23 protein-coding genes and 4 tRNA genes are annotated in these 25,494 nt (G+C 65.9%); 17 read left to right on the forward strand and 10 right to left on the reverse strand.

Features of this window, described 5'->3' with window-relative positions:
* Positions 1-14 precede the first annotated feature (14 nt).
* Positions 15-1,172: an FMNH2-dependent alkanesulfonate monooxygenase gene (gene ssuD, locus DIE13_RS03195; protein ID WP_124825798.1), complete on the reverse strand. Its 1,158-nt coding sequence runs from the start codon at positions 1,170-1,172 to the stop codon at positions 15-17.
* Positions 1,173-1,513: 341 nt separating this feature from the next.
* On the opposite strand from ssuD, the gene DIE13_RS03200 reads away from it, so the two are divergent.
* Positions 1,514-1,942 (forward strand): hypothetical protein, encoded by a 429-nt coding sequence (locus DIE13_RS03200; RefSeq protein WP_124825799.1) that lies wholly within the window; start codon positions 1,514-1,516, stop codon positions 1,940-1,942.
* Positions 1,943-2,063: 121 nt separating this feature from the next.
* Here the strand turns inward: DIE13_RS03200 and DIE13_RS03205 are convergent, their stop codons facing one another.
* From DIE13_RS03205 to DIE13_RS03215, 3 genes are read right to left on the reverse strand one after another with little or no spacing between them, the layout of a single operon-like run.
* On the reverse strand, positions 2,064-3,209 hold the full coding sequence (locus DIE13_RS03205; protein WP_124825800.1) for an enoyl-CoA hydratase/isomerase family protein: 1,146 nt from the start codon (positions 3,207-3,209) through the stop codon (positions 2,064-2,066).
* 31 nt (positions 3,210-3,240) lie between these two features.
* On the reverse strand, positions 3,241-3,573 hold the full coding sequence (locus DIE13_RS03210; protein ID WP_390678929.1) for a DMT family transporter: 333 nt from the start codon (positions 3,571-3,573) through the stop codon (positions 3,241-3,243).
* Positions 3,574-3,582: 9 nt separating this feature from the next.
* Complete coding sequence (locus DIE13_RS03215) at positions 3,583-4,080, reverse strand: heme-degrading domain-containing protein (RefSeq protein WP_124825801.1); 498 nt, start codon at positions 4,078-4,080, stop codon at positions 3,583-3,585.
* Between the two features lie 213 nt (positions 4,081-4,293).
* On the opposite strand from DIE13_RS03215, the gene DIE13_RS03220 reads away from it, so the two are divergent.
* The 7 genes from DIE13_RS03220 to DIE13_RS03250 all read left to right on the forward strand — a co-directional run bounded on the left by DIE13_RS03220 (position 4,294) and on the right by DIE13_RS03250 (position 9,657).
* Positions 4,294-4,370, forward strand: a tRNA-Met gene (locus DIE13_RS03220).
* Between the two features lie 172 nt (positions 4,371-4,542).
* Positions 4,543-5,088 (forward strand): NUDIX hydrolase, encoded by a 546-nt coding sequence (locus DIE13_RS03225; protein WP_098556944.1) that lies wholly within the window; start codon positions 4,543-4,545, stop codon positions 5,086-5,088.
* A gap of 11 nt (positions 5,089-5,099) precedes the next feature.
* Positions 5,100-5,864 carry a leucyl/phenylalanyl-tRNA--protein transferase gene (gene aat / locus DIE13_RS03230; RefSeq protein ID WP_124825802.1) on the forward strand — a complete coding sequence of 255 codons (765 nt, stop codon included), beginning with the start codon at positions 5,100-5,102 and terminating at the stop codon, positions 5,862-5,864.
* A 33-nt stretch (positions 5,865-5,897) separates the two neighbouring features.
* Complete coding sequence (locus tag DIE13_RS03235) at positions 5,898-6,728, forward strand: arginyltransferase (protein ID WP_124825803.1); 831 nt, start codon at positions 5,898-5,900, stop codon at positions 6,726-6,728.
* A gap of 179 nt (positions 6,729-6,907) precedes the next feature.
* Positions 6,908-7,945 (forward strand): quinone-dependent dihydroorotate dehydrogenase, encoded by a 1,038-nt coding sequence (locus DIE13_RS03240; protein WP_098556950.1) that lies wholly within the window; start codon positions 6,908-6,910, stop codon positions 7,943-7,945.
* A 102-nt stretch (positions 7,946-8,047) separates the two neighbouring features.
* Complete coding sequence (locus tag DIE13_RS03245; RefSeq protein WP_124825804.1) at positions 8,048-8,842, forward strand: cystine ABC transporter substrate-binding protein; 795 nt, start codon at positions 8,048-8,050, stop codon at positions 8,840-8,842.
* Between the two features lie 122 nt (positions 8,843-8,964).
* The gene (locus tag DIE13_RS03250) at positions 8,965-9,657 is read left to right on the forward strand and encodes an amino acid ABC transporter permease (RefSeq protein ID WP_096508325.1); all 693 of its coding nucleotides are present in this window, start codon (positions 8,965-8,967) and stop codon (positions 9,655-9,657) included.
* Positions 9,658-9,739: 82 nt separating this feature from the next.
* On the opposite strand, the gene DIE13_RS03255 is transcribed toward DIE13_RS03250, so the two are convergent.
* From DIE13_RS03255 to rnr, 6 genes are all read right to left on the reverse strand, one after another.
* Positions 9,740-10,726 carry a Gfo/Idh/MocA family protein gene (locus tag DIE13_RS03255; RefSeq protein ID WP_124825805.1) on the reverse strand — a complete coding sequence of 329 codons (987 nt, stop codon included), beginning with the start codon at positions 10,724-10,726 and terminating at the stop codon, positions 9,740-9,742.
* Between the two features lie 111 nt (positions 10,727-10,837).
* On the reverse strand, positions 10,838-11,554 hold the full coding sequence (locus tag DIE13_RS03260; RefSeq protein WP_096508323.1) for a FadR/GntR family transcriptional regulator: 717 nt from the start codon (positions 11,552-11,554) through the stop codon (positions 10,838-10,840).
* A gap of 298 nt (positions 11,555-11,852) precedes the next feature.
* On the reverse strand, positions 11,853-12,548 hold the full coding sequence (rpiA, locus tag DIE13_RS03265) for a ribose-5-phosphate isomerase RpiA (protein WP_124825806.1): 696 nt from the start codon (positions 12,546-12,548) through the stop codon (positions 11,853-11,855).
* Positions 12,549-12,657: 109 nt separating this feature from the next.
* Positions 12,658-13,530, reverse strand: coding sequence for an N-acetylmuramoyl-L-alanine amidase (locus DIE13_RS03270; RefSeq protein WP_124825807.1), 873 nt, complete (start codon positions 13,528-13,530; stop codon positions 12,658-12,660).
* 94 nt (positions 13,531-13,624) lie between these two features.
* Positions 13,625-14,368 carry a 23S rRNA (guanosine(2251)-2'-O)-methyltransferase RlmB gene (gene rlmB / locus DIE13_RS03275; protein WP_011351846.1) on the reverse strand — a complete coding sequence of 248 codons (744 nt, stop codon included), beginning with the start codon at positions 14,366-14,368 and terminating at the stop codon, positions 13,625-13,627.
* A gap of 152 nt (positions 14,369-14,520) precedes the next feature.
* Entirely contained in the window at positions 14,521-16,983 is a 2,463-nt protein-coding gene (gene rnr / locus DIE13_RS03280) for a ribonuclease R (protein WP_124825808.1), read from the reverse strand.
* A 249-nt stretch (positions 16,984-17,232) separates the two neighbouring features.
* Here rnr and DIE13_RS03285 point away from each other — a divergent pair.
* The 9 genes from DIE13_RS03285 to DIE13_RS03325 all read left to right on the forward strand — a co-directional run bounded on the left by DIE13_RS03285 (position 17,233) and on the right by DIE13_RS03325 (position 25,457).
* Positions 17,233-17,319 (forward strand) — tRNA-Leu (locus tag DIE13_RS03285).
* Between the two features lie 183 nt (positions 17,320-17,502).
* Positions 17,503-18,492, forward strand: coding sequence for an aliphatic sulfonate ABC transporter substrate-binding protein (locus DIE13_RS03290; protein ID WP_124825809.1), 990 nt, complete (start codon positions 17,503-17,505; stop codon positions 18,490-18,492).
* Between the two features lie 110 nt (positions 18,493-18,602).
* Positions 18,603-18,689, forward strand: a tRNA-Leu gene (locus DIE13_RS03295).
* A 265-nt stretch (positions 18,690-18,954) separates the two neighbouring features.
* Positions 18,955-19,041, forward strand: a tRNA-Leu gene (locus DIE13_RS03300).
* A gap of 464 nt (positions 19,042-19,505) precedes the next feature.
* Complete coding sequence (locus DIE13_RS03305; protein WP_124825810.1) at positions 19,506-20,753, forward strand: ROK family protein; 1,248 nt, start codon at positions 19,506-19,508, stop codon at positions 20,751-20,753.
* Positions 20,740-22,293, forward strand: a complete 1,554-nt coding sequence (locus DIE13_RS03310) for a sugar ABC transporter ATP-binding protein (protein WP_124825811.1) — start codon at positions 20,740-20,742, stop codon at positions 22,291-22,293. The genes DIE13_RS03305 and DIE13_RS03310 overlap by 14 nt, the downstream gene beginning before the upstream one ends.
* 40 nt (positions 22,294-22,333) lie before the next feature.
* The gene (locus DIE13_RS03315; RefSeq protein ID WP_124825812.1) at positions 22,334-23,371 is read left to right on the forward strand and encodes an ABC transporter permease subunit; all 1,038 of its coding nucleotides are present in this window, start codon (positions 22,334-22,336) and stop codon (positions 23,369-23,371) included.
* A gap of 85 nt (positions 23,372-23,456) precedes the next feature.
* Entirely contained in the window at positions 23,457-24,401 is a 945-nt protein-coding gene (locus DIE13_RS03320; RefSeq protein WP_124825813.1) for an ABC transporter substrate-binding protein, read from the forward strand.
* Positions 24,402-24,506: 105 nt separating this feature from the next.
* On the forward strand, positions 24,507-25,457 hold the full coding sequence (locus DIE13_RS03325; protein WP_124825814.1) for a carbohydrate kinase family protein: 951 nt from the start codon (positions 24,507-24,509) through the stop codon (positions 25,455-25,457).
* Positions 25,458-25,494 lie beyond the last annotated feature (37 nt).

Here is a 25,494-nt window from a genome sequence, read left to right on the forward strand (position 1 = left end):
CAGGCCTCCTTCGTTCAGCTCTGGCCAGCCTTCGGCAGGTAGTTGTTGCCGACGATCTCGCCGAACGGGCCCGACAGCGGGCCGGCCGCCTTTTCCGCGCCCTTGCCCTTGATCAGCGGAAACACGAGTTCGGCGAAACGGTACGACTCCTCGAGATGCGGATAGCCGGACAGGATGAACGTCTCGATGCCGAGATCCGCGTATTCGCGCATGCGCTCCGCAACCTGCTCGGGGTTGCCGACGAGTGCGGTACCCGCGCCGCCGCGCACGAGACCGACGCCAGCCCACAGGTTCGGATAAACCTCGAGCGCCTCGCGGCCGCCGCGCTTGCCGCCGTGCAGCGCGGCCATGCGGCGCTGGCCTTCCGAATCCATGTTCGCGAACGCCTTCTGCGCGCGGGCAATCGTGTCGTCGTCGAGACGGCTGATGAGGCGCTCGGCATCGCGCCATGCTTCGTCCTCGGTTTCGCGCACGATCACGTGCATGCGAATGCCGAACCTGATCGTGCGGCCGCGTGCTTCCGCACGTGCGCGGATGTCCGCGATCTTCTTCGCGACGGCCTCGGGCGGCTCGCCCCAGGTCAGATAGGTGTCGATGTGATCCGCGGCGATCGTGTGCGCAGCCGGCGACGATCCGCCGAACCACAGCGGCGGATGCGGGTGCTGCACGGGCGGATAAAGCGCCTTGCCGCCTTTCGACTGAATGTGCTTGCCGATGTAGTCGAAGCCGCCGTTCTCGTGCGACGCGGACAGCAGCCCGCGCCAGATGTGCAGGAAATCGTCGGTGATCTCGTAGCGCGTATCGTGATCGGCGAACAGGCCGTCGCCTTCGAGTTCGGCCGAATCGCCGCCCGTCACGACGTTGATCAGCAGGCGGCCACCCGACAGACGGTCGAACGTCGCAGCCATCCGCGCCGCCAGCCCGGGCGATGCGATACCCGGACGCACGGCGACCAGAAACTTCAGGCGCTGCGTCGCCGGAATCAGGCTCGACGCGACAACCCACGCATCCTCGCAGGAACGACCGGTCGGCAGCAGCACGCCGTCGTAACCGAGCGTGTCGGCCGCAACGGCGACCTGCTTGAAATAATCGTAATCTGCGGCGCGCGCGCCTTCGGCGGTGCCGAGATAACGGCTGTCGCCGTGCGTGGGAATAAACCAGAAAACATTCATCTGCTGCTCCTGCTTGACTGTCCTTGCCGGAATCTGGATAAAACGAGGCCCTGCTCGCGTCGCGGGTGAGCGACGCATGCATGGTGTGCGTTCGAGTCGGGATGGTTCGCCGGTCAGGCCGTGCAGCGGGCGAGTACGCGATTGCACGGCTGCTTCTGGGAACTCAGTCTAGGGATCGGCGCAGGGCTTTGGAACGATTTTTTTGAGCTTAGGTTTTCCGCTTTCGTGATTAGCACGACGCTCCAGCGAATATCGCAGCAGCCGGGCCCTATAATGACGCACCTATCCGAATAACTTCGCGCGGACGGCCCCGGCCAGCCGCGCCTGCAATGCACTCATCGATGCAGAAAGTCATCCTGCCGTTCCTGTCCGGCTTCCTGGCCGCCCTCTTCTTCCGCGAAGCCACGCTCGCGCTGCTGCACACGGCCGATCTGATCGCCGCAGCCGGGTTCTCCACGCAACCATTCGCGCCGCTCGGCATTCCTGAATTTGTCGCGAACGCGTTGATCAGCGCGTGCTGCGCGGTTCCGATGGCATGGCTGTTGCGCGTGTCGCCGGAGCGCGAAGCGCCGTGGATCGGCGCGCTGGTGTTCGGCGGCATCGTGCTGACGGCCGCGCGCGTGTTCGCGATCGATCCGCTGCGCGGGATCTGGCCGTCGGGCAACATGATGCCGGTGCTCGCGGCCGGTTTCGCGGCGAACGCGGTCTGGGGCTTCGGTGCGCTCGTGTTCATGCGCGCCTTCATGTCGGACGACGCCCGCGACGAGTAAGACGCACGGCTTCGGCTCGGCCCCCGCCCGTCGCAGCCGGATCGAATCAGCATCCGCAAATGACAAGGCCGCCTGCGCATGCAGGCGGCCTTGTCGCTTCGTGGCCGGATACCGCGCCGCGTCAATCCTTCAGGTTGCGCAGCGGATGCGTGTCGGGCGTCCACGGGCCGTCGAACATCGCGAGCACGTCGGCCCCCCGGTCGACATCGGCCGTCGTCTTGAAGCGCCAGGCCGGCTGGTGATCCTTGTCGACGATCAGCGCGCGCACGCCTTCGATCACGTCGCCCTGCGCAAACGTCGAACGCGTGAGGTCGAGGTCGCGCCGCAGGCAATCGGCCATCGTCGCACCACGGGCCCGCTCGACGACTTCGAGCGACACGGCCATCGACAGCGGCGACAACTGGCTGCGCATCGCGTGCGTCGCCTTCTCGATCCATCCGTCCACCGCCGCACAATCCTGCTCGGCATCGAGCGACGCGAGGATCGCACCGATCTCGGGTTGCGCGAAATGCCGATCGATCCCGGCGCGCGCGTCGGCCAGCGCCGACGTGTCGGGCGTCGGCACGACCTTGTGCACGGCGGCCGCATCGGCCACGCACGCGACAACCTGCGCACCGCTGTCGACGCGCGCGCTGCGCAGCGTGTCGAGCAGCGCCGGCAGCGCGACGTCCGGGAGATAAACATCTGCGAGCTGTGCATACAGTGCGCCGGCCGCGTCGAGCGTCGCGCCGGTCACCGCGAGATAGCGGCCGAGCGCACCCGGCGTACGTGCGAGAAACCAGCTCATCCCGACGTCCGGGAACAGGCCGATGCGCGTTTCGGGCATCGCCATCTTCGTCGAATCGGTGACGACGCGCAGGCCGCCCGTATGCCGCGCTGCCTGCGAAATGCCCATGCCGCCGCCCATCACGACGCCATGCATCAGCGCGATGTACGGCTTCGGATAAGCAAAGATCGTGTGGTTGAGCGTGTATTCCTCGATGAAGAACGTGTCGACCGCATCGCGATCGCCGCGCTGCCACGCGTCGTGGAAGAAACGCACGTCGCCGCCCGCGCAGAACGCGCGCGGATGCGGGCTGTGCACGACGACCGCGACCACCTCGGGATCGTCGCGCCATGCGTCGAGCGCCCGCTGCATCAAGCGAATCATTCCGACCGACAGCGCATTCAGCGCCTTCGGCCGGTTCAGTTCGAGAAACCCGATACGGTTCGCGACATACGTGCGCACGTCGGGCTGGGCGGACTCGGCGGAAGTGGAATCGATCATGTGAGCCATCCGGCGTATCGCGGGCGCACGCTCAGTGCGCCTGCATCTTCGAGAACAGGTTCAGCACCACGACGCCCGCGACAATCAGCCCGAGGCCGATCACCGCCGGCACGTCCGGCACCTGACGATAGAGGAGCATCGCGACGAGCGTGATCAGCACGATGCCGGCGCCGGACCACACTGCATAGATGATGCCGACCGGCATCGTGCGCAGCGTGAGCGACAGGCAGTAGAACGCGACGCCGTAACCGGCCACGACGAGCGCCGAAGGCCAGAAGCGCGTGAAGCCGTCGGCCGCGCGCAGCGCGGACGTACCGATTACTTCCGCGACGATCGCGATCGCGAGCCATGCGTAACCCGGCAGTTGCATCGTTCAGCTCCTTGCGAGCGCCAGCACGGCGTAGTCCTGCCCGAGCTCGGCGCAGAGCGCTTCGACGACGAACTCGTGATCCGCGCGCTGCGGCAGCCCCGATGCGGTGATCGAGCCGATCACGCCCGCCCCCGCCACGGTCAGCGGAAACGAGCCGCCGTGCGCCGAGTATTCGGAGAGCGGCAGCCCGTGTTTGTCGGCGAGCGTGGCGCCTGCCTGCTGCATGCGCAGGCCGATCGCATACGAGCTGCGGCGGAAATGCGCGACGACGTTGCGCTTGCGGCGCACCCAGTCGGCGTTGTCGGGCGTCGCACCCGCGAGCGCCGCATAGAACAGCGGCTGTCCGAACGTGACGATGTCGAGCGCGACCGCGTGGCCCCGCGACGTCGCGAGCGCATGCATGCGGTTGCCGAGCGCCCACGCGCGAGCCGGATCGAAATGGGGAAATACGAGCGCCTGTTCCTGCGCGCCGATCGATTGCAGATCGTGAGCGATGTCCATGAATCCGTCGATGCAGTAGTGAGGGTTGCGACGGCACCGACGCAATCGCGCACGGCACCGCTACAGGAATGACGACACAAGCAAACCGCTCGATTCTAGCGCACGCGCCCGCCGTACCGGCCCCACAAGCGATGTCCAAGGGATCGCAACGCGATTGTCAGAAAGTGCTTGCATGCATGAGGGTTAGTCCATATAATTCAATTCTTCGACGGACGCGGGGTGGAGCAGTCTGGCAGCTCGTCGGGCTCATAACCCGAAGGTCGTAGGTTCAAATCCTACCCCCGCAACCAACGTCCCGACTCGATGCAAAAAGCCCGGCTCAGCGCCGGGCTTTTTGTTTTCCGCGCACGATCCTGCGCACTACCCGTTGCGCTTCGCACAGCATGCGGCACACATGCGCGGCCGTTCGAGAATGCCCCGCCCCGGTGATACACTCGCATCACCTCGTCCCCTCCACTCGACATGAAATTCTGCTCCGTCTGCGGTCACGAAGTCATCGCGCGCATTCCTCCGGGCGACAACCGCGAGCGCTTCGTTTGCGATCACTGCGGCACGATCCATTACCAGAATCCGCGTAACGTGGTCGGCACGGTGCCGGTCTGGGGCGATCAGGTTCTGCTGTGCCGCCGCGCGATCGAACCGCGCTACGGATTCTGGACGCTGCCGGCAGGCTTCATGGAAATGGGCGAGACGACGGCCGAAGCCGCCGCGCGCGAAACGCTCGAGGAAGCCGGTGCGCGCGTCGAGGTGCAGAACCTGTTCACGCTGCTCAACGTACCGCACGTGCACCAGGTCCATCTGTTCTACCTGGCGCGGCTCGTCGATCCGGCCTACGAGGCCGGCGAGGAAAGCCTCGAAGTCAAACTGTTCGACGAAGCAGACATTCCGTGGGACGAGATCGCGTTCCCGACCGTCAGCCAGACCCTGCGCTTCTTCTTCGCCGATCGCGCCGCCGGCGATTACGGCGTGCATACCGGCGATATCTTCCGCTCGCTGCGCAACGGCTGAGCCCGCGACCCATGGTCCCCTGGCTCGGTCCGGACGACCCGTTCCCGCCCATCGAACGCGCGCTCGGCCCCGAAACCGGCGCGCCGGGGTTGCTCGCCGCGAGCGCCGACCTGCTGCCTTCACGCCTCATCGACGCGTACCAGCGCGGCATCTTCCCGTGGTATTCGGACGGCCAGCCCGTGCTGTGGTGGAGCCCCGACCCGCGAATGATCCTCGCGCCGGATGAATTCAAGGTGGCGCCGTCGCTGCGCAAGACGCTCAGGCGCGTGCTGCGGGAGCCGGCGTGGGAAGTGCGCGTCGATTACGATTTTCCGGGCGTGATGCGCGCGTGCGCGCAGGCGCCGAGGCGCGGACAGCGCGGCACGTGGATCACGGCCGAAATCATCGACGCGTATACGTCGCTCTATCGCTCCGGCAACGCGCACAGCATCGAGACATGGCGCGATGGACGCCGTGTCGGCGGCCTGTACGGCGTTTCGTTCGGACGGATGTTTTTCGGCGAGTCGATGTATGCGGACGCCACCGACGCGTCGAAGATCGCGCTGGCCGCGCTCGTCGCCCACCTTCGCGACCAGGGGCTGGAGATGATAGACTGCCAGCAGAATACGTCGCATCTAGCGTCGCTCGGTGGCCGCGAGATCGCACGCAAAGCCTTTGTCGCTCACGTGCGCCGCGCGGTAACCGAACCGCCGATTCCGTGGCAGTTCGACAAGCGCGTGCTCGCCGCGCTGACGGGCCCCGCCGAACCGGCGGCGCCCTCCGGGATCGAGCGCTAGCGCGGCACTCCTTCCCTGCATCGAGAGCTGCCCATGACTCACCCGACTGAGCTGCCGCTTTCACCGCTTTCGGCGTTGCAATTCTATGCAACGGCGCCCTATCCGTGCAGCTATCTGGACGGCCGTATCGCGCGCTCGCAAGTCGCGACGCCGAGCCATCTGATCAACTCCGACATCTATACCGAGCTCGTGAAGGCCGGCTTCCGTCGCTCGGGCGTGTTCACCTATCGCCCGTACTGCGACGGCTGCCGTGCATGCGTCCCCGTACGCGTGCCCGTCGGCGCGTTCACGCCGTCGCGCACGCAGCGCCGGATGTGGAAGCGGCATCGCTCGCTCGTCGCGACGGTCTCGCCGCTGCACTACGACGAGGAACACTACGCGCTCTACATGCGCTACCAGTCCGCACGTCATGCAGGCGGCGGAATGGATCGCGACAGCCGCGACCAGTACGAGCAGTTCCTGCTGCAGAGCCGGATCAATTCGCGCCTCGTCGAATTCCGCGACCTCGACGCCCCGGGCGGCGAGCCCGGCAAGCTGCGCATGGTCAGCATGATCGACATCCTCGGCGACGGGCTGTCGTCGGTCTATACGTTCTTCGAGCCCGACGACCAGCACGCAAGCTACGGCACCTACAACATCCTGTGGCAGATCGAGCAGGCGAAGAGCCTCGGCCTGCCGTACGTGTATCTCGGCTACTGGATTCGCGAAAGCCCGAAGATGGCCTACAAGGCGAACTTCCATCCACTAGAAGGGTTGCTCGACGGCCGCTGGAAGATACTCGATCCGGATCGCGTCGACCTGCCGCCGGTAGACGCCGCGCTCGCCCGTGCGCCGCTTCCCGGCGGGCATTCCGGATCGAACTGACGCGCGCACCGGCAACACGGCACGGCTCCGGCAACGGGCACCGTTTGGGCTCGATGCAAGGGCCGCCGCACCGCGCGAGAAGCACGCCACAGGCGCCAGCGAACCGAACCCCGCCCTTGCCGCGCAACTCCCGGTAAAATAGCGGGTTGTCATTCATTCCGGCCGTCCGCCCAATTCCCGTGTTCAGTTCCCTCTATCCGCTGGCCCGCGCATCCCTGTTCAAAATGGATGCGGAAGACGCTCACCACCTCACGCTGCGCGCGCTCGGCGCGGCCGGCCGCACGGGCCTCGCCTGCGCGCTGTCGGCCCGCGTGCCCGACGCGCCGCGCACCGTGATGGGGCTCACGTTCCGCAACCCGGTCGGCCTCGCCGCCGGCCTCGACAAGGATGGCGCGGCCATCGACGGCCTCGCGTCGCTCGGTTTCGGCTTCATCGAAGTCGGCACGGTCACGCCGCGCCCGCAGCCGGGCAACCCGCGCCCGCGGATGTTCCGCCTGCCGCAGGCCGAGGCGCTGATCAACCGGATGGGCTTCAACAACCACGGCGTCGACCAGTTCGTAAAGAACGTCCAGGCGGCCCGCTATCGCGGCATCCTCGGCCTGAACATCGGCAAGAACGCCGACACGCCGATCGAGCGCGCAGCGGAGGATTATCTCTACTGCCTGGAACGCGTCTACCCATTCGCGAGCTACGTGACGATCAACATCTCGTCGCCGAACACGAAGAACCTGCGCCAGTTGCAGGGCGCGGGCGAACTCGACGCCCTGCTCGCCGCGCTGAAGGACAAGCAGCAGCGCCTCGCCGACCTGCACGGCAAGCTCGTGCCGCTCGCGCTGAAGATCGCCCCCGATCTCGACGACGAACAGGTCAAGGAAATCGGCGACACGCTGCTGCGCCACAAGATCGAAGCGGTCATCGCCACCAACACCACGCTGTCGCGCGCAGCCGTGCAGGGCCTGCCGCACGCGGACGAAGCCGGCGGCCTGTCGGGCCGCCCGGTGTTCGACGCGTCGAACGAAGTGATCCGCAAGCTGCATGCGCAAGTGGGCAGCGAAGTGCCGATCATCGGCGTCGGCGGCATTTTCTCCGGCGACGACGCGCGCGCGAAACTCGCGGCCGGCGCATCGCTCGTCCAGTTGTACACAGGCTTCATCTATCGCGGCCCGGCGCTGGTCGCCGAGTGCGTGAAGGCCATCGCGCGCGAACGCGCCGCGTAATATAGCCATAAACAAACGATATTTAATGGTCGATTGCATTTTTACTATCATCGGCCACACAGTCAGTATCATGAGCCCCGCTGGGGCAAGGAAGCTCACACGATGAAAATTTCGCTGCTGAAGAAGCTGCTGGTTGCCGGCCTGATTGGCACGTCGTTCGCCGCGGCCACCGCGCACGCGGCCGACCTCCTCGACCAGGTGAAGCAACGCGGCACGCTGCGTGTCGGCCTCGAAGGCACGTTCCCGCCGTTCAACTCGAAGAACCCGCAAGGTGAACTCGTCGGCTTCGACGTCGACATCGCGAAGGCGGTGGCCGCGAAGCTCGGCGTGAAGGCCGAATTCGTCACGACCGAATGGAGCGGCATCATCGCGGGCCTGCAGGCCGGCAAGTTCGACGTGATCGCCAACCAGGTCGGCATCACCGACCAGCGCAAGGAAACGCTCGACTTCTCGCCCGCATACACGTATTCGTCCGCGCAGCTGATCCAGCGCAAGGACGACCCGCGCCAGTTCAAGTCGCTGGAAGACCTGAAGGGCAAGAAGCTGGGCGTGGCGCTCGGCACCAATTACATGGACATGGCGAAGTCGGTGCCCGGCATCGACGTGAAGACTTATCCGGGCGCGCCCGAATACCTGCGCGACCTCTCGGCCGGCCGCCTCGACGCGGCACTGAACGATCGCCTGATGCTCGCGTATCTGACGAAGAACGCGCAACTGCCGCTGCGCCCGGGCGCGAACGTCGGTTCGGCGAACCCGTCGGGCATCCCGTTCAAGAAGGGCAACCCGAAGTTCCAGAAGGCAATCGACGACGCGATGGCGCAGCTCGAAGCCGACGGCACGTTCACGAAGATCTCGGACAAGTGGTTCGGCATCGACGTGACGAAACCGATCAAGTAAGCACGCCTCTGTTTCCCGCCTGACGGCGGGCCGGAAAGGGCGGCATCCGCAACGATGCCGCCCTTTGTTTTATCGGTCCGGTTTATGATTGCGCTTTCGCGCACGCATTCGATTCGTATTCCATGTCGACAACGTCCCTGCTCGTCCAATCGCTGCCCGTGCTCGCACAAGGTGCCGTCCTGACCGTCAAGTTCGCCGTGCTGTCGATGGTGTTCGGCCTGCTCGGCGCCGTCGTGCTCGCGATGATGGGCATCCGGCAAAGCGAACCGCTCGAAGGCTTCGAGCGCATCTGGGTGAACGCGCTTGCGTGGCTCGCGCGCGGCTACGTAAGCCTGATGCGCGGCACGCCGCTGCTCGTGCAGATCTTCGTGATCTATTACGGGTTGCCGAGCCTCGGCATTTCGCTCGACCCGACGCCCGCCGGCGTCATCGCCCTGTCGGCGAACGTCGCTGCTTACATGTCGGAAAGCATGCGCGGTGCGATCAACGGGATCGCGCGCGGCCAATGGCTCGCCGCGTACAGCCTCGGGCTGTCGTGGAGCCAGACGCTGCGTTACGTGATCGGCCCGCAGGCGCTGCGCATCGCGGTACCGAGCCTGTCGAACAGCCTGATCAGCCTGATCAAGGACACGTCGCTCGTGTCGGTGATCACCGTGACCGAACTGCTGCGCAGCGCGCAGGAAGTGATCGCGGCAACCTATCAGCCGCTGCCGCTGTACCTCGCCGCCGCAGCCGTGTACTGGGTGCTGTGCCAGATCCTCGAATGGGTCCAGCGCTGGTACGAAAAACGTCTGTCGCTGCCCGCGCGGCACTGAACGCACATCATCGGCCGGGTGGCGCTTGCGCGCCCCGGCATCTGCTTTTCCCGCCGTTCTTCCCGCCCGCCGTTCTTCCCGCTTACTCGCCCGAATAACGCACGCCGAGCGCCGCACGTGCCGCATCGGTCATCGCGATCATCTGTCGCGAATGGTCGTGCGTCATGATCGGGCTCTCGAGTTTGCCCGCGCGCAGCAAATCGCAGAAATGTTCGGTCTCGTAGTTGAGGCCGCCGCCGTCGACCGGCGCATCGAGCTCGACGGTGCGGCCATCGGCATAGCGGATCGTCGCGCGCGCGGGGTTCCACCACTTCTCGTGAATCGTCACGTGCCCGCCCGCTGCGGCGATCAGCGCGTCGCCGCGCCCCATCACGTCGAGCCCGCAAAAGAGCTGGGCGATCCCGCCATTCGCGTGATGGCTGTTCAGGCTCGCGAACATGTCGACGCCCGTCGCGCCGATACGGCCGAGCGTCTGCACGTCGCGCGCAGCGCCAAGCCAGTCGACCGCGAGAAACGCTTCGTAGATCCCGATGTCGAGCAGCGCGCCGCCGGCGCGATCGAGACGATAGACGGAATGATCTTCCGGCACCGACGACGATGCGCAACCCGCCCGTACAAGCCGGATCTCGCCGATCGGGTCGTCTTGCAGATGCGCACGCAACTGCCGGTACAGCGGAAAGAACGGCGGCTTCATCGCCTCCATGAAGAGCTGTCCGGCGGCGCGCGCCGCATCGAGCACGGTGTCGAGTTGTGCGGCGTTCAGCGTCGCGGGCTTTTCGCACAGCACGGCCTTGCCGGCCGCGAGCGCGGCCAGCGCGTACTGCGCATGACTGTCGTGGAGCGTGGCGATGTAGATTGCATCGACTTCGCTCGCGAGGAGTGCATCGAGGCTGGCGGCAGGCGTTGCGCCGCTACCGTCGCAAAAGGCGATTGCCGCGTCGGGCCGGCGTGCCCACACGCCGGCGAGCACGGCACCCGGCACGTGAGCGAGGCTTTGTGCGAAACGGCGCGCGATGCTGCCTGCGCCGATGATGCCGAAGCGCACCGGGCGCTTGTCGAGGTCGTTCATCCGGATCTTCCGTGTCGGTCGTATAACGGCGGCCGGCATGTTGCCGGCCGGCCGTCATGATAAACGGCTCGACGACTCACGGATGAAGCACGGACGACGATGCGCGCCGATTCAAGCGCGCACGGGCACGTCGACGGAGAAATCGCGCGAGATCTCGTCGGCGCTGAAATCGATCAATGCGAGCGACGCCGCTTCGGCCTCGCGCGGATCGCGCCGCTCGATCGCGTCGACGACGCGCGCATGCGCCTTCACCGCGATGTCGTGCGCACCGTCCTTCTGCACGACGCGCGGATTCACGAGACGCACTGCACCGCGCACGATCGCCGCCATCTGCTGGAAGAACTGATTGCCGCTCGCCTGGACGATCCGCGTGTGCAGCAGTTCGTCCGCGGTGTCGTAGCCGGGATCGCCGGGCTGCAACACCTTGAATGCCTCGAACGCTTCCCGAATGCCCGCGATGTCGACAGCCGTCGCGCGTACCGCGGCCTGCGCGGTAGCGCGCGGTTCGATCAGCATCCGGAATTCGATGACGTCGCGCATGAACTGGGGATCGGGTTTCGCGCGAAACCGCCAACTCACCACATCCTCATCGATCATGCGCCAGTCGCGCATCGGTCGAACGCGCGTACCGACTTTCGGACGCACGTCCAGCATGTCGCGCGCAAGCAACATCGACAATGCTTCCCGCATTACCGTACGGCTCACATCGAACTCTTTCGACAGCACGTCCTGCGGCGGCAGAATGCCGCCGTACTTGTCTTCGACGATACCCGCGACAAGCCCATCCATCACTTTGGCGACCAGTGACCGGTCTTTGCCCTGCTCCATGACACCTCCCCGTGCGTCGATTTGCGAACACCTGCTCCGCAGTTCCGCCGGCCCTGGTTACAACTGTTCTTATGATCTATAAGTTGGCGAGTTCGGGGATATTTCGCTATCTGGTAAACACCTGACAGGGTTATCCCTCTTTATGAAGGGGTGATTTATAAGGCCACAAAAAAAGCCCGGGAAGCGCTCTGCGCTTGCCGGGCCGCGATTTCGACACGATTTGAACATGCAATCCGTTACGGGTTATTACCTCCCGCCATAACGTGCATTTCAACCTGCCAATTTCATTTCAATTCTTTCAATTAACCGAATAAACGATCGTTTCAACACCGGCTTCCGTGCCGAGCAGGCACAGATTCGCGCCGCGCTCGGCGAACAGGCCGACCGTCACCACGCCGGGCCATGCGTTCACTTGCGCTTCGAAGCCACGCGGGTCGGCGATCTGCAGGCCCTTCACGTCGATGATTTCGTTGCCGTTGTCGGTAATGTACGGCGCACCGTCCTTCGTCACGCGCAGCACCGGCACGCCCCCGAGCGCAGTCACGCGCCGGCCGATCGCCGTGCGCGCCATCGGCACGACCTCGATCGGCAACGGGAACCCGCCGAGCACCGGCACGCGCTTACTGGCATCCGCGATGCACACGAACGTATCGGCCACCGACGCGACGATCTTCTCGCGCGTCAGCGCGCCGCCGCCGCCCTTGATCATCGCGCCGCTCGCGTCGATCTCGTCCGCGCCGTCGACGTACACCTGCAGCGATTCGATCTCGTTCAGGTCGAACACCTTGATGCCGTGCGACTTCAGGCGCTCGGTGGTCGCGATGGAGCTCGATACGGCGCCGCGATAGCGCGACTTGACGACGGCGAGCGCGTCGATGAAGCAGTTGGCGGTCGAGCCGGTGCCGACGCCGATCACCGCGCCTTCCGGCACGTTGTTGATCACATAATCGGCGGCCGCCTGGCCGACCAGGCGTTTGAGTTCGTCTTGAGTCATGGGAAGGAAATGCTGCGGGATTGCGGAAAACCGCCAGTTTACCGGACTCGGCTGACGGGCCACGCTTTTTCGGCGGCTGCGGCTGCGGCTGCGCCCTGCGCGCCGATCGTCAGGGCGCACCCGTCGCGGATGCGTCGTCGGCCGGCGCCGCGCCGGGGAAATACTTGTCGAGCAACGCCTGCGCGATTGCGTCGGTTTCGGCATCCGGATTGCCCGTATAGTCGGACGGCCGGAAATGCATCTGGAATGCCGCGAATACACGCCGCGTGCGTGCATCGACCACGCCGTCGGTCGGCACATCGTAGCCGTAGCGCGCGAGCTTGAGCTGCAACTCGCGCACGTCGACGAGCGCGTGCGGATCCCGACCCGCGAGCCGTGCTGCGACGGTCGCGTCGTCCGGCCACGCGCCGACGCCGGCCTGCGCGAGCGCATGCCACGGGAACAGCGGGCCCGGATCGATCTTGCGTTGCGGCGCGATGTCGCTGTGCCCGACCACGCGCGTCGGCGGAATCGCGTAGCGCGTGACGATGTCCTTCGACAGCCGGATCAGCGCATCGACCTGGGCAGGCGGATACGGCTGCCATGTGCGATTCTCTGGATCGAGCGGGCCGCGGTTCACGTTCTCGATGCCGATCGACGCCGCGTTCAGTTCGGTCGTGCCCTGCCACTCGCTTACGCCGGCATGCCACGCGCGCTTCGCTTCCGGAACCAGCTGATAGACGACCGGCATCCCGTGCTCGATGCGCGGCTGCGGCGGGATGACGTAATGCACGCTGACCGAATCGCCCGTCAGCGTGCGCAGCGATTTCGCTTCGTCGCTTTCGGTGTAGTGCATCACGAGAAACCGAATGCGCGAATCGGCGCCGCGCGCGTGCAGGCTCGTGTCGGCGTAGTAGGTGCCGCGCTCGACCAGCGACGGCGACGTGCAGGCGGACAGCAGGCCGAGAACGGCGCACAATGCGCCGAGACGGAACAGGGTCATGGTTCGCGCGTTCCAGAGAGACGTGTGCCGCGCGCGATCGCGGCACACGTCGTTCGGGTCATGGCGGCTCGCGCATCGCGCCGGGCCGCATGCATCATCCCTTCACGCGTCGCTGCCGCACCGCTTCGTACAGGCACACGCCGCTGGCAACCGACACGTTCAGGCTTTCCACGCTGCCGGCCATCGGGATGCTCATTACTTCGTCGCAAGTGTCGCGCGTGAGCCGGCGCATGCCTTCGCCCTCTGCGCCCATCACGAGCGCGACCGGGCCGTCGAGCTTCGTTTCGTACAGCGTCGCCGACGCTTCGTCCGACGTGCCGATGATCCACACGCCCGCTTCCTTCAACTCGCGCAGCGCGCGAGCGAGGTTCGTCACCGTGATGTACGGTACCGTGTCGGCCGCGCCGCTCGCGACCTTCGCAGCCGTCGCGTTCAGGCCGACCGCGCGATCGCGTGGCGCGATCACCGCGTGCGCGCCGGCCGAATCGGCCACCCGCAGGCATGCGCCCAGGTTGTGCGGATCGGTGACGCCGTCGAGCACCAGCAGCAGCGCCGGGCCCTGGATGCCGTCGAGCAGCTCGGACAGGTTCTGCGCGAGCGGAATGTCCTCGACGCGCGCGACGACGCCCTGATGGCGCTCGGTATGCGCGAGCCCCCACAGACGCGTTTCGTCAGCCGCGATCAGCCGCACGCCCGCTTCCTTCGCGGTGTGCAGGAAGTCCTGCATGCGGCGGTCGCGGCGCGTCTGGTCGTACAGCACCTCCGCAACCGTCGATGCATCGTGCCGCAAACGTGCGGTCACCGCATGAAAACCGTAAAGAACCTTCAGACGTGACATGACTGGAACAACCTTCGATCAAACGTGCGGCCGCGCAACGCGCGCAGCCGCGATCCATGGAAAAGGAAAGCGCCGCGTTGCCGGCCGGTGACCGGTAGAACGCGGCGTCTCTCGATACTGCAAGGGCACGCGCTTCGCGCGGCCCCTAACGCTCAATACTTCTTGCGCGGGTGCGGCTTCTTCGCTGCCGTCTTCGCCGCGGTACCGCCCTTCTTCTTCGCTGCACGCGCAGCACGCGCTTCCTTCACCGCGACGGTCGGCGCGCTAGCCGCCTTCTTGCGGCGCGGCACGGCATCCTCCGCCGGCGGCAACGAGCGCACGCGCGGACCGCCACGATCGTTGCCGGTAGCAGCCGGCGCCGGTGCCGGTGCCGGGCGCGGTGCCTTCACCGGCGTGTCGCGCACGAGGCGGAAGTCGATCTTGCGCGCGTCGAGGTCGACGCGGCTCACCTGCACGCGCACGCGATCCGACAGGCGATAACGGATGCCCGTACGCTCGCCGCGCAGCTCGTTCTTGATCTCGTCGTACTGGAAGTAGTCCGAGCCGAGTTCCGTGACGTGCACGAGGCCTTCAATGAAGAGCGTGTCGAGCTGCACGAAGATGCCGAACGACGTGACGCCGTTCACCATCCCGCCGTACTCCTCGCCGAGCTTGTCGCGCATGAAGTAGCACTTGAGCCACGCTTCGACGTCGCGCGACGCTTCATCGGCACGTCGCTCGTTCGCCGAGCAATGCAGGCCGAGCTCTTCCCAGATCGCCGTGTTCAAGCGCGAGCGGCCGTGCGATTCGTCGTCGGCCTGCTGCATCGCGCGGGCGCGCGGCGACAGCGCGGTGTTCAGCTCGAAGCCGTCCGGCGCCTTCGGCGTGTATTTCCTGCCCGACAGGATCGCGTAGATCGCGCGATGCGTGAGCAGGTCGGGATAACGGCGGATCGGGCTCGTGAAGTGGGCGTACGCCTCGTAGGCGAGACCGAAGTGGCCGATGTTGTCCGGGCTGTAGACGGCCTGCTGCATCGAGCGCAGCAGCATCGGCTGCAGCATCTGCGCATCGGGCCGGTCGCGGATCTGCGCCATCAGCGCCGCGTAATCGCTCGCATGCGGCTTGTCGCCGCCGCCGAGCGACAGACCCATGCCGCGCAGGAACGCGCGCAGGTTCTCGAGCTTCTCCGGCGTCGGCCCCGCATGCACGCGGTACAGCCCCGGATGCTTGTTGCGCTTCAGAAAGTCGGCCGCACAGACGTTCGCGGCCAGCATGCATTCCTCGATCAGCTTGTGTGCATCGTTGCGTTGACGCGGGACGATCTGCTCGATCTTGCCCTGCGAGTTGCAGACGATGTACGTCTCGGTTGTGTCGAAGTCGATCGCGCCGCGTTTCTGCCGCGCGGCGAACAGCGCCTTGTAGACGCCGTACAGGTCCTGCAGGTGCGGCAGCAGGTCCGCGCGACGCGCGGCCTCCGGCCCCTTCGTGTTCGACAGCACGGCCGCGACTTCAGTGTACGTCAGACGCGCGGCCGAGTGGATCACCGCCGGATAGAACTGGTACGCCTTGATCTCGCCGCGCGCGGTAATCACCATGTCGCACGCGAGCACGCAGCGGTCGACCTGAGGATTCAGCGAACAGAGGCCGTTCGACAATTTCTCCGGCAGCATCGGGATCACGCGGCGCGGGAAATAGACCGACGTGCTGCGTTCGAGCGCGTCGGCGTCGAGGCCGCTGCCCGGTTGCACGTAGTGCGAAACGTCGGCGATCGCGACGATCAGGCGAAAACCGTCGCCACGGCCGACCTTGACGGGCTCGCAGTAGACGGCGTCATCGAAGTCGCGAGCATCCTCGCCATCGATCGTCACGAGCGGCACGTCGCGCAGGTCGACGCGGAAGCGCAGATCGGCCGGGCGTACCTTGTCCGGCAGCGCGGCGGCTTCGTCGAGCGCCGGCTGATTGAATTCGTGCGGCACGCCGTACTTGCGCACCGCGATCTCGATTTCCATGCCCGGATCGTCGATGTCGCCGAGTACCTCGACGACGCGGCCGAGCGGTTGCGAATGACGGCTCGGAAAATCGGTCAACTCGACGACGACGACCTGCCCGACCTTCGCCTTCTTCACGTTCTGCGTGATCAGGATGTCGTGGCCGATGCGCTTGTCTTCGGGGGCGACGATCAGCGCGCCGTTTTCATTGAGCAGGCGACCGATCACGCGCTTGTTCGCTCGCTCGGTGACTTCGACGACGTGCCCTTCGGGACGGCCGCGGCGATCGTAGCCGACGATCCGCGCAAGCACGCGATCGCCATGCATGACCTTCTGCATTTCACCGTTCGGCAAAAACAGATCGTCCTGACCGTCGTCGCGGATCACGAACCCGTAGCCGTCGCGATGCCCCTGCACGCGACCGGCAACGAAGTTCGACGGATGGGTGAGCTGGTAGTGACCGCGCTTGTCGAGGCGAATCTGGCCGTCGCGTTCCATCGCGGCGACACGCCGGAAGAACCCCTCGCGCTCCTGACGCTTGATCGACAGCGCTTCGGCGATATCGTTGGCGGCCAGCGGCGCGTCGCTCGTACGCAGCACGCCGAGAATTTCTTCACGGCTCGGAATGGGGTACGGATATTTGCTCAAGGGTTTGTCGATGATTGTTCTCGTTGCGTTGACTGATGGTGCACGGCATCAACATAGAAGTGTCCGTCAGACAGTTCTATAGTGACGGCGACGGATCATTCTATCACCCGCCTGTGTTGCCAAATGACGCGAATGCCGCGTGCAGGCGCCTCGGCGGCCCGTTTGCGGCCCATCGCAAAAAAGTGTTGACACGAATAATTGGGGCGCTATAATTTCGCTTCTTTGCAGCAAGCAGCTACTGCAAAACGTGCCCAGGTGGCGGAATTGGTAGACGCACTAGGTTCAGGTCCTAGCGGTGGCAACATCGTGGAGGTTCGAGTCCTCTCCTGGGCACCATCTGTTTTCTAAAAAGGCCGGCTTTTAGCCGGCCTTTTTCCATTTCAAGTCGCACATCGCGCACCGGCTCGCCCTTATGCCGGCCACTCCGATCGATAGCAGAATTAATCGTTTATCGATCGCCCTCCCCCGTTGGTACGTTAGCCGCCTTGTTCGCAACGAACCCAACGAGGAGCACAACCCATGACGCCGATGAACCGCCGTGCGTTCACGCGCGCTATGCTGGCCGCCGGCCTGAGCGCCGCCGGCATCCGGGCGCACGCCGAGAGCACGCCTTCCGTGCTGCGCATCGGATACCAGAAATCGTCGACGCTCATCACGTTGCTCAAGACACGCAACACGCTCGAACAGTCGCTGGCGCCGCTCGGGCTGCGCGTGTCGTGGCATGAATTCGCGAGCGGCTTGCCGCTGACCGAAGCGCTCAACGTCGGCGCCGTCGATTTCAGCGCCGACGTGGCCGACACGGTACCCGTATTCGCCCAGGCCGCGCATGCACGCTTCGTATACGTCGCTCAGGAGGCGCCGTCGCCGAAGGCACAGGCCATCATCGTCAAGAAGGACAGCACACTGCATACGCTCGCCGATCTGAAGGGCAAGCGCATCGCCGTCACGAAGGCTGCCGGCAGCCACTACCTGCTGCTCGCCGCGCTCGCACGCACGCAGCTCGCCCCTGCCGACACGGCGATCCACTACCTGACGCCGGCCGATGGCCGCGCGGCGTTCGAGCGCGGCAGCGTCGATGCGTGGATCACGTGGGATCCCTATGTCGCGTCGGTCGACTCAAATCCGGACGTGCGGATTCTGGCCGACGGCAGCGGGCTCGCTTCATACCAGCGCTATTACCTCGCATCGAGCGGCTTTGCAGCCGCGCGCCCCGACGTCATGCAGATCGTGTTCGACCAGTTGTCGCAGGCCGGCGCATGGCTGCGCGCGCACCCGCAGGAAGCGGCCAATACGCTCGCGCCGATCTGGGGGCTCGACGCACCGACGATCGCGCGCGCCAATGCGCGACGCAGCTATCTCGTACGCACCGTGGTCGCGCAGAACTTCGGAGAGCAGCAGAAGATCGCCGATACGTTTCTCGCGGCCGGCCTCCTGCCCGCCCGCATCGACACGAGCGAAGCGCTGCGCTGGAATTTCACGTCGAAGCGCGCGGATCCGATCGGCGCCTGATGTCCCGAACACGCAATGCGCGATATTTTTATCGTCATCGAAGAAATTGTGTTGACAGTCTCGTCAGACACGCTAAAATAGCGGTCTTCGCATCGCAGCAAGCGAAACGTGCCCAGGTGGCGGAATTGGTAGACGCACTAGGTTCAGGTCCTAGCGGTGGCAACATCGTGGAGGTTCGAGTCCTCTCCTGGGCACCATCTGTTTTCTAAAAAGGCCGGCTTTTAGCCGGCCTTTTTTCATTTCCGGCGCCGAATTGCTACGTATGCCTGCGCACATGTCCTGGTTCACATCCGCGAAATCCTGTCGCATCGCCCATACCCCTGCACTTCGACGCCCTCTCTTCGGGCGCAGCAAGCAAACCAGCCCGTCGTGAAATTATTTGCGTTCGCGACCTCAAATTGTGTTGACAGATCTCCCAAACACGCTAGAATAGCGGTCTTCGCATCGCAGCAAGCGAAACGTGCCCAGGTGGCGGAATTGGTAGACGCACTAGGTTCAGGTCCTAGCGGTGGCAACATCGTGGAGGTTCGAGTCCTCTCCTGGGCACCATCTGTTTTTAAAAAGGTCGGCTTTTAGCCGGCCTTTTTTCATTTCCGCTCCCGGAAGCAATACAACGGTGCGCCCCACATCGCCCCGACAACGGGCACGGCGCGCCGAATCCCCTCTCTCGCCATCCTCGCATCCCGACATCCGCGCTGAAGCCTAACAGGCCGACCTCCACATCAGGCGCAACCGCAAATCGCCGCCCCACGAGATCACGCTGAAACGCTGCACTGGCAGACATCACCCCGCGCGGACATGCAGCCTGTCCGCGATGCGCGTGACACGCCGCTGCACGCCTGAAACACCCTCTCTCCCGCCCCGATTGCCCCAGGGCGAAAGCCCCCCCTCTCCCGCATCCCCGAACGAAACCGGGATTTCCCTAGGCTGACATGCAGTCTGTCACGCGGTTAAATAAATCAACATGATTTATTTAATGCGTCAGCCGACGACGCCCCATGGAAGGAGACACCATGCGAAGCCCGCACATCGGCCAGGGAAGCAACTCGGCCAACGTGCGCCGTTATAACGAGCGCCTGCTGCTGAAGACGCTGCGCCGTGCCGGCAGCGCGTCGAAGGCCGACCTCGCGCGTCTCGCGAACATGACGGGCACGGCGGTCGGCAGCATCATCGCGTCGCTCGCCGATGCGAAGCTGATCGAATTCGCCGGCCGCACCGAAGGCCAGCGCGGCCAGCCTGCGTCGCTGATCCGTCTCGATCCGCGCGGCGCGTTCGGCATCGGCGTCCATCTGGACCGGATGCGCATCGAAACGGCGCTCGTCAATTTCGCCGGCGATGTGCTCGGCCGCCGCTCGCACGACACGCTGCTCCCCCAGCCCGCCGACGTGCTCGACATCGTTCGGCGCGATATCGACGCGATGCAGGACCTGCTGCCCGACCATGAGCGCGCACGCCTGACGGGTGTCGGCGTCGCCCAGCCCTACAACCTCGGCGCATGGATGCGCGAGTTGGGCCTCGCGCCCGACACGTTCCGTGCGTGGGAAGACGTCGACTTCGCGAGCGATCTCGGGCGCACGCTGTCGCTACCCGTGTTCGGTGAAAACGACGGCAACGCAGCCGCGATCGCCGAACTGTTCTACGGATACGGCCGGCAGTGCGACGACTTCGTCTACCTGTTCATCGGACCCGCGATCGGCGGCGGCATCGCGATCGACGGCGACTGCCTGCGCGGCGTGACCGGCAACGCCGGCGACATCGCCGTGATTCCGGTGCCGCCGAGCCGGCTCGTGTCGGCGCCCCCGCCGCGCGGCCCGTGGGACATCCTGCTCGCGCGCGCGTCGCTGCATGCGCTCGTGCGTCACCTGCGCCATCACGGCGAGACGGTCGAGAACCGCGCCGATCTCGAGGCCTGCATCGCACGCGGCCTGCCGGCAGTCGACGAATGGATCGACGACTGTGTCGATGCGCTCGCGCCGGCCTTGCGCGCGGTGCTGTGCGTCGTCGATGCGCCGGTGGTCGTGCTCGACGCCGACACCGATGCAGGCCTGCTCGATGCAGTGACGAGCCGCCTGCGCGCCGCACTCGTCGCCACCGCCCCGGAAGCGCGCGGCACGCCGACACTCGTGCGCGGCACGTTCGGCGCCGACGCCGGCGCGATCGGCGCCGCGACACTGCCGATGTTTTTCAACTTCTCTCCGCGGGCCGGCATCCTCAAGGGCGCCCGCACCGAATCGCAGGAGGTCAACCATGTCGCGATCTGAGTCGCCCCGGCCGCTGCTCGAGATGCGCGGGATCAGCAAGACGTTCCCGGCCGTGCGCGCGCTCGACAACGTCAGCCTGACCGTCTATCCGGGCGAGATCCACTCCCTGATGGGCGAGAACGGCGCGGGCAAATCGACGCTGATGAAGATTCTGTCGGGTGCCTATCGTGCCGACGCCGGCGGCGAGATCCTGATCGACGGCGAGCGCATCGACATCGACGGCCCGCTCGCCGCGCGCGATGCCGGTGTCGCCGTGATCTACCAGGAGCTGTGCCTCGCGCCGAACCTGACCGTCGCGGAAAATATCTACGTTGGCCGCGAACTGCGCCGCGGCAACCGGCGCTGGGGCACCATCGACCGCGCGGCGATGGCGCGCGGCTGCCAGGACGTGCTCGAGCGTCTCGGCGCACCTTTCGGCCCAGGCACGCTCGTCGGCACGCTGTCGATCGCCGAGCAGCAACTCGTCGAAATCGCGCGCGCCGTGCACACCCGTGCACGCATCCTCGTGATGGACGAACCGACGACGCCGCTATCGTCGCGCGAAACCGAGCACCTGTTCGGCCTGATTCGCCAGCTTCGCGAGGAAGGCCTCGCGATCATCTACATCAGCCACCGGATGGCGGAAATCTACGAACTGTCCGATCGCGTGTCGGTGCTGCGCGACGGCTCCTACGTCGGCACGCTCGAGCGCGACGTGCTGTCGGCCGAGCGGCTCGTCGCGATGATGGTGGGCCGCGACATCTCCGGCTTCTACAAGAAGGAACATGCGCCGTACGACCCCGGCCACCTGCTGCTATCGGTCCGCGACATCGCCGACGGCGAGCGCGTGCGAGGCTGCAGCCTCGATCTCCATGCCGGCGAAGTGCTCGGCATCGCGGGGCTCGTCGGCGCCGGCCGCACCGAGCTCGCACGGCTGATCTTCGGCGCGGAACCGCGCACACGCGGCGACGTGAAGCTGGTCGATCGCACGTTCGGCGCGCATTCGCCGCGCGACGCGATCGACGCGGGCCTCGTCTACCTGACGGAAGACCGCAAGCGCCAGGGCCTGTTCCTCGACATGAGCGTGCGCGACAACATCAACATCTCCGTGTGCAACCGCGATGCACGCCTCGGCGCGCTCGATCTCGCACGCGGCGCCGAACGCGCGCGCGACGCGATCGCATCGCTGTCGATCCGCGTGCCGAACGCGAACGTGAACGTCGGCGCGCTGTCGGGCGGCAACCAGCAGAAAGTGCTGCTGTCGCGCCTGCTGGAGACGAAGCCGCGCGTGCTGATCCTCGACGAGCCGACCCGCGGCGTCGACATCGGCGCGAAATCCGAGATCTACCGGATCATCAACGAACTGGCCCGCGCGGGCGTGGGCGTGATCGTGATCTCGAGCGAACTGCCGGAAATCATCGGCGTCGCCGATCGCGTGCTCGTGATGCGCGAAGGCGAGATCGCCGGCGAACTCGGCGGCCACACGCATACCCCCATCACGCAGGAAGCGATCATCGCGCTCGCGACCGGCTCGCAGGCCGAACTCGCCGACGCGCACTGACCACGCCCCCTTCATTTCCCTCTTCATTCAAGGTACCGAAATGATCAACCCGACCAAGCAGCGGAATCTCGCTTCCGCGACGGCCCATCCGGTCGCCAACCGTACCCCCCTGATGCGCGGCGCCGATCATCGCGCTCGCATGCAGTCGCTGATGCGCACCGCCGGCATGCTGCCGGTGCTGCTGGTCCTGTGCATCGGCTTCGGGTTCATGACCGACGGCTTCTTCACGCTGCAGAACCTGTCGATCGTCACGCAGCAGGCATCGATCAACATCGTGCTCGCCGCCGGCATGACCTTCGTGATCCTGACGGGCGGCATCGACCTGTCGGTCGGCTCGGTGCTCGCCGCGTCGGCCGTCGCCGCCCTGCTCGCGTCGACCATTCCCGGCTGGGGCTGGCTCGGCGTGCCGTTCGCACTTGTCGTCGGCCTCGTGTTCGGCGCAATCAACGGCGGCCTGATCTCGTTCCTGCGCCTGCCCCCGTTCATCGTCACGCTCGGCGCGATGACCGCCGTGCGCGGCGTCGCCCGACTGATCGGCAACGACACGACCATCTTCAATCCGCAACTGCCGTTCGCGTTCATCGGCAACGGCACAATCCTCGGCGTGCCGTGGCTCGTCGTCATCGCCTGCGCGGTGATCGCGCTGTCGTGGTTCATCCTGCGCCGCACGGTGCTCGGGATGCGGATCTACTCGGTCGGCGGCAATCCGGAAGCGGCACGGCTGTCGGGCATCAACGTGCGCGCGATCCAGCTGTTCGTGTATGCGGCGTCGGGCCTGCTCGCCGGTCTCGGCGCGGTGATGTCCGCTGCACGGCTCTATGCGGCCAACGGCCTGCAGCTCGGCCAGTCGTACGAACTCGACGCGATCGCCGCGGTAATCCTCGGCGGCACGAGCTTCGTCGGCGGCGTCGGCTCGATCGTCGGCACGCTGATCGGCGCACTGATCATCGCGGTACTGACGAACGGCCTGGTGCTGCTCGGCGTATCCGATATCTGGCAATACATCATCAAGGGCCTCGTGATCATCGGCGCCGTTGCGCTCGACCGCTATCGCCAGCGCGACTCCGCCCGCACCTGACATCGTTTCCTCACCATTCAACCCCGGGACGCAGGCCGATCCTCCCGCGCCCGTCCGCCAAACAACCATCCGGAGACACAACGACATGTTCAAGCACAAAGCCGCCCTGACCGCCGTCGCCTGCGCACTCGCTTTCGGCACTGCCGCCGCCCACGCAGCCGACAAGCCGCTGAAATCGATCGGCGTCACGGTCGGGTCGCTCGGCAATCCGTACTTCGTCACGATCGTCAAAGGCGCCGAAGCGCGCGCAAAGCAGATCAATCCGAACGCCAAGGTCACCGCGGTGTCGGCCGACTACGACCTGAACAAGCAGTTCACGCAGATCGACAACTTCATCTCCGCGCACGTCGACATGATCCTGCTCAACGCGACCGACCCGAAGGCGATCGAGCCGGCGGTGAAGAAGGCGCAGGCGGCCGGCATCACGGTCGTCGCGGTCGACGTCGCGGCCGCCGGCGCGAACGCGACTGTGCAGACCAACAACGTGAAGGCCGGCGAACTCGCGTGCGACTTCCTCGCGAAGAAGCTCAACGGCCGTGGCAACGTGATCATCGAGAACGGCCCGCAGGTGTCGGCCGTGATCGACCGCGTGAACGGTTGCAAGGCCGTGCTCGCGAAGAACCCCGGCATCAAGCTGCTGTCGAGCGACCAGGACGGCAAGGGCTCGCGCGAAGGCGGGATGAATGCGATGCAGGGCTACCTGACGCGCTTTCCGAAGCTCGACGGCGTGTTCACGATCAACGATCCGCAGGCGATCGGCAGCGATCTCGCGGCGAAACAGCTGAACCGCCCGGGTATCGTCATCACGTCGGTCGACGGCGCGCCCGACATCGAAGTGGCGCTGAAGTCCAATACGCTCGTGCAAGCGTCGGCGAGCCAGGATCCGTGGGCGATGGCGCAGCAGGCCGTGAACGTCGGCTACGGGATCATGAACGGCCAGAAACCGGCCAATCCGATGATCCTGATCGAGCCGACGCTCATCACGCGCGACAACGTGAAGAGCTACAAGGGCTGGAGCAGCCCGCGCTGATCGCGCCACGTGCCCGCCGTACCGGGCCGCGCCACACGTCGGCGCGCGCCCGTTCACCTCAACTGCTGCTGTGCCGTGCGACACGCCGCGGCACAAGGTTTCGACATGACGACGACGTTTCCCCGCCTGATCGTATTCGGCGAAGCGCTGACCGATTTCATCCGCGACGACGCGCAGCACTGGCGCAGCGTCGCCGGCGGCTCGTGCTGGAACGTGGCGCGCGTCGGCGCGCGGCTCGGTGTGCCGACCGCATTCGCCGGCACGGTCAGCAGCGACATCTTCGGCGATGACCTGGTGCGCAAGAGTGCCGATGCCGGGCTCGACCTGCGCTTCATCCGGCAGGTCGAGCGCGCGCCGCTACTCGCGATGGTCGTGTCGAAGCAGCAGCCTGACTACTTCTTCATCGGCGAGCACAGCGCCGATCTCGCATTCGATCCGGCCGACCTGCCCGACGGTGCGCTGGAGGCGGCCGAGATCGTGCATGTCGGCTCGCTCGGCGTCGTGCGCGAGCCGCTCGCGGCGCGGCTGATCGAGCTCGTGCAGGCCGCGCGCGCAGCCGGCAAGCGGATCTCGTTCGACCCGAACTACCGGGCACCGATGGCCGCGCCGTCGTATCGCGACACGCTGCGCCGGCTGGCCGTACTCGCCGACTGGATCAAGGTATCCGATGAGGATCTGCGCGGCCTGTTCCCCGAACTCGACGAAGCCGCCGCGCTCGCGCAATTGCGCGCGTGGGCGCCGGATGCGGCCGTGCTGGTCACGCGCGGTGCGTCCGGCATGCAGTTGCTGCATCGCGATACCGTGCTGTTTCAGCCGGCGTTCGCGACCGAGGTTGCCGACACCGTCGGCTGCGGCGACGCCAGCATCGGCGGCTGGCTCGCCAGCCAGCTCGCCTGCCCCGACGCAACGGCTGCCGGGCATCTGCGCTATGCGGCAGCCTGTGCCGCGGTCGCCTGTGCGCACGCAGGCGCGTATGCGCCGACGGCCGCCGAGGTGGCCGACGTCATCGCGAACCGTGCTGCCGTCGAACCGGCCGACACCGCGTTATCCAGCTAGACGGCGCTGGGCGGCACTACGCGGCGCTCGCCGCATC

It is taken from the genome of Burkholderia sp. Bp9016, from assembly GCF_003857765.1.
GTDB lineage: Bacteria > Pseudomonadota > Gammaproteobacteria > Burkholderiales > Burkholderiaceae > Burkholderia.

Coding starts and splice junctions, on each gene's coding strand:
- DIE13_RS03255 (WP_124825805.1), bottom strand. CDS start 10,726: ATGAACGACCTCGACAAGCGCCCGGTGCGCTTCGGCATCATCGGCGCA.
- rpiA (WP_124825806.1), bottom strand. CDS start 12,548: ATGACTCAAGACGAACTCAAACGCCTGGTCGGCCAGGCGGCCGCCGAT.
- DIE13_RS03245 (WP_124825804.1), top strand. CDS start 8,048: ATGAAAATTTCGCTGCTGAAGAAGCTGCTGGTTGCCGGCCTGATTGGC.
- DIE13_RS03270 (WP_124825807.1), bottom strand. CDS start 13,530: ATGACCCTGTTCCGTCTCGGCGCATTGTGCGCCGTTCTCGGCCTGCTG.
- DIE13_RS03290 (WP_124825809.1), top strand. CDS start 17,503: ATGACGCCGATGAACCGCCGTGCGTTCACGCGCGCTATGCTGGCCGCC.
- aat (WP_124825802.1), top strand. CDS start 5,100: ATGGTCCCCTGGCTCGGTCCGGACGACCCGTTCCCGCCCATCGAACGC.
- DIE13_RS03215 (WP_124825801.1), bottom strand. CDS start 4,080: ATGGACATCGCTCACGATCTGCAATCGATCGGCGCGCAGGAACAGGCG.
- ssuD (WP_124825798.1), bottom strand. CDS start 1,172: ATGAATGTTTTCTGGTTTATTCCCACGCACGGCGACAGCCGTTATCTC.
- DIE13_RS03250 (WP_096508325.1), top strand. CDS start 8,965: ATGTCGACAACGTCCCTGCTCGTCCAATCGCTGCCCGTGCTCGCACAA.
- DIE13_RS03315 (WP_124825812.1), top strand. CDS start 22,334: ATGATCAACCCGACCAAGCAGCGGAATCTCGCTTCCGCGACGGCCCAT.
- DIE13_RS03235 (WP_124825803.1), top strand. CDS start 5,898: ATGACTCACCCGACTGAGCTGCCGCTTTCACCGCTTTCGGCGTTGCAA.
- DIE13_RS03310 (WP_124825811.1), top strand. CDS start 20,740: ATGTCGCGATCTGAGTCGCCCCGGCCGCTGCTCGAGATGCGCGGGATC.
- DIE13_RS03225 (WP_098556944.1), top strand. CDS start 4,543: ATGAAATTCTGCTCCGTCTGCGGTCACGAAGTCATCGCGCGCATTCCT.
- rlmB (WP_011351846.1), bottom strand. CDS start 14,368: ATGTCACGTCTGAAGGTTCTTTACGGTTTTCATGCGGTGACCGCACGT.
- DIE13_RS03200 (WP_124825799.1), top strand. CDS start 1,514: ATGCAGAAAGTCATCCTGCCGTTCCTGTCCGGCTTCCTGGCCGCCCTC.
- DIE13_RS03325 (WP_124825814.1), top strand. CDS start 24,507: ATGACGACGACGTTTCCCCGCCTGATCGTATTCGGCGAAGCGCTGACC.
- DIE13_RS03260 (WP_096508323.1), bottom strand. CDS start 11,554: ATGGAGCAGGGCAAAGACCGGTCACTGGTCGCCAAAGTGATGGATGGG.
- DIE13_RS03305 (WP_124825810.1), top strand. CDS start 19,506: ATGCGAAGCCCGCACATCGGCCAGGGAAGCAACTCGGCCAACGTGCGC.
- DIE13_RS03205 (WP_124825800.1), bottom strand. CDS start 3,209: ATGATCGATTCCACTTCCGCCGAGTCCGCCCAGCCCGACGTGCGCACG.
- DIE13_RS03320 (WP_124825813.1), top strand. CDS start 23,457: ATGTTCAAGCACAAAGCCGCCCTGACCGCCGTCGCCTGCGCACTCGCT.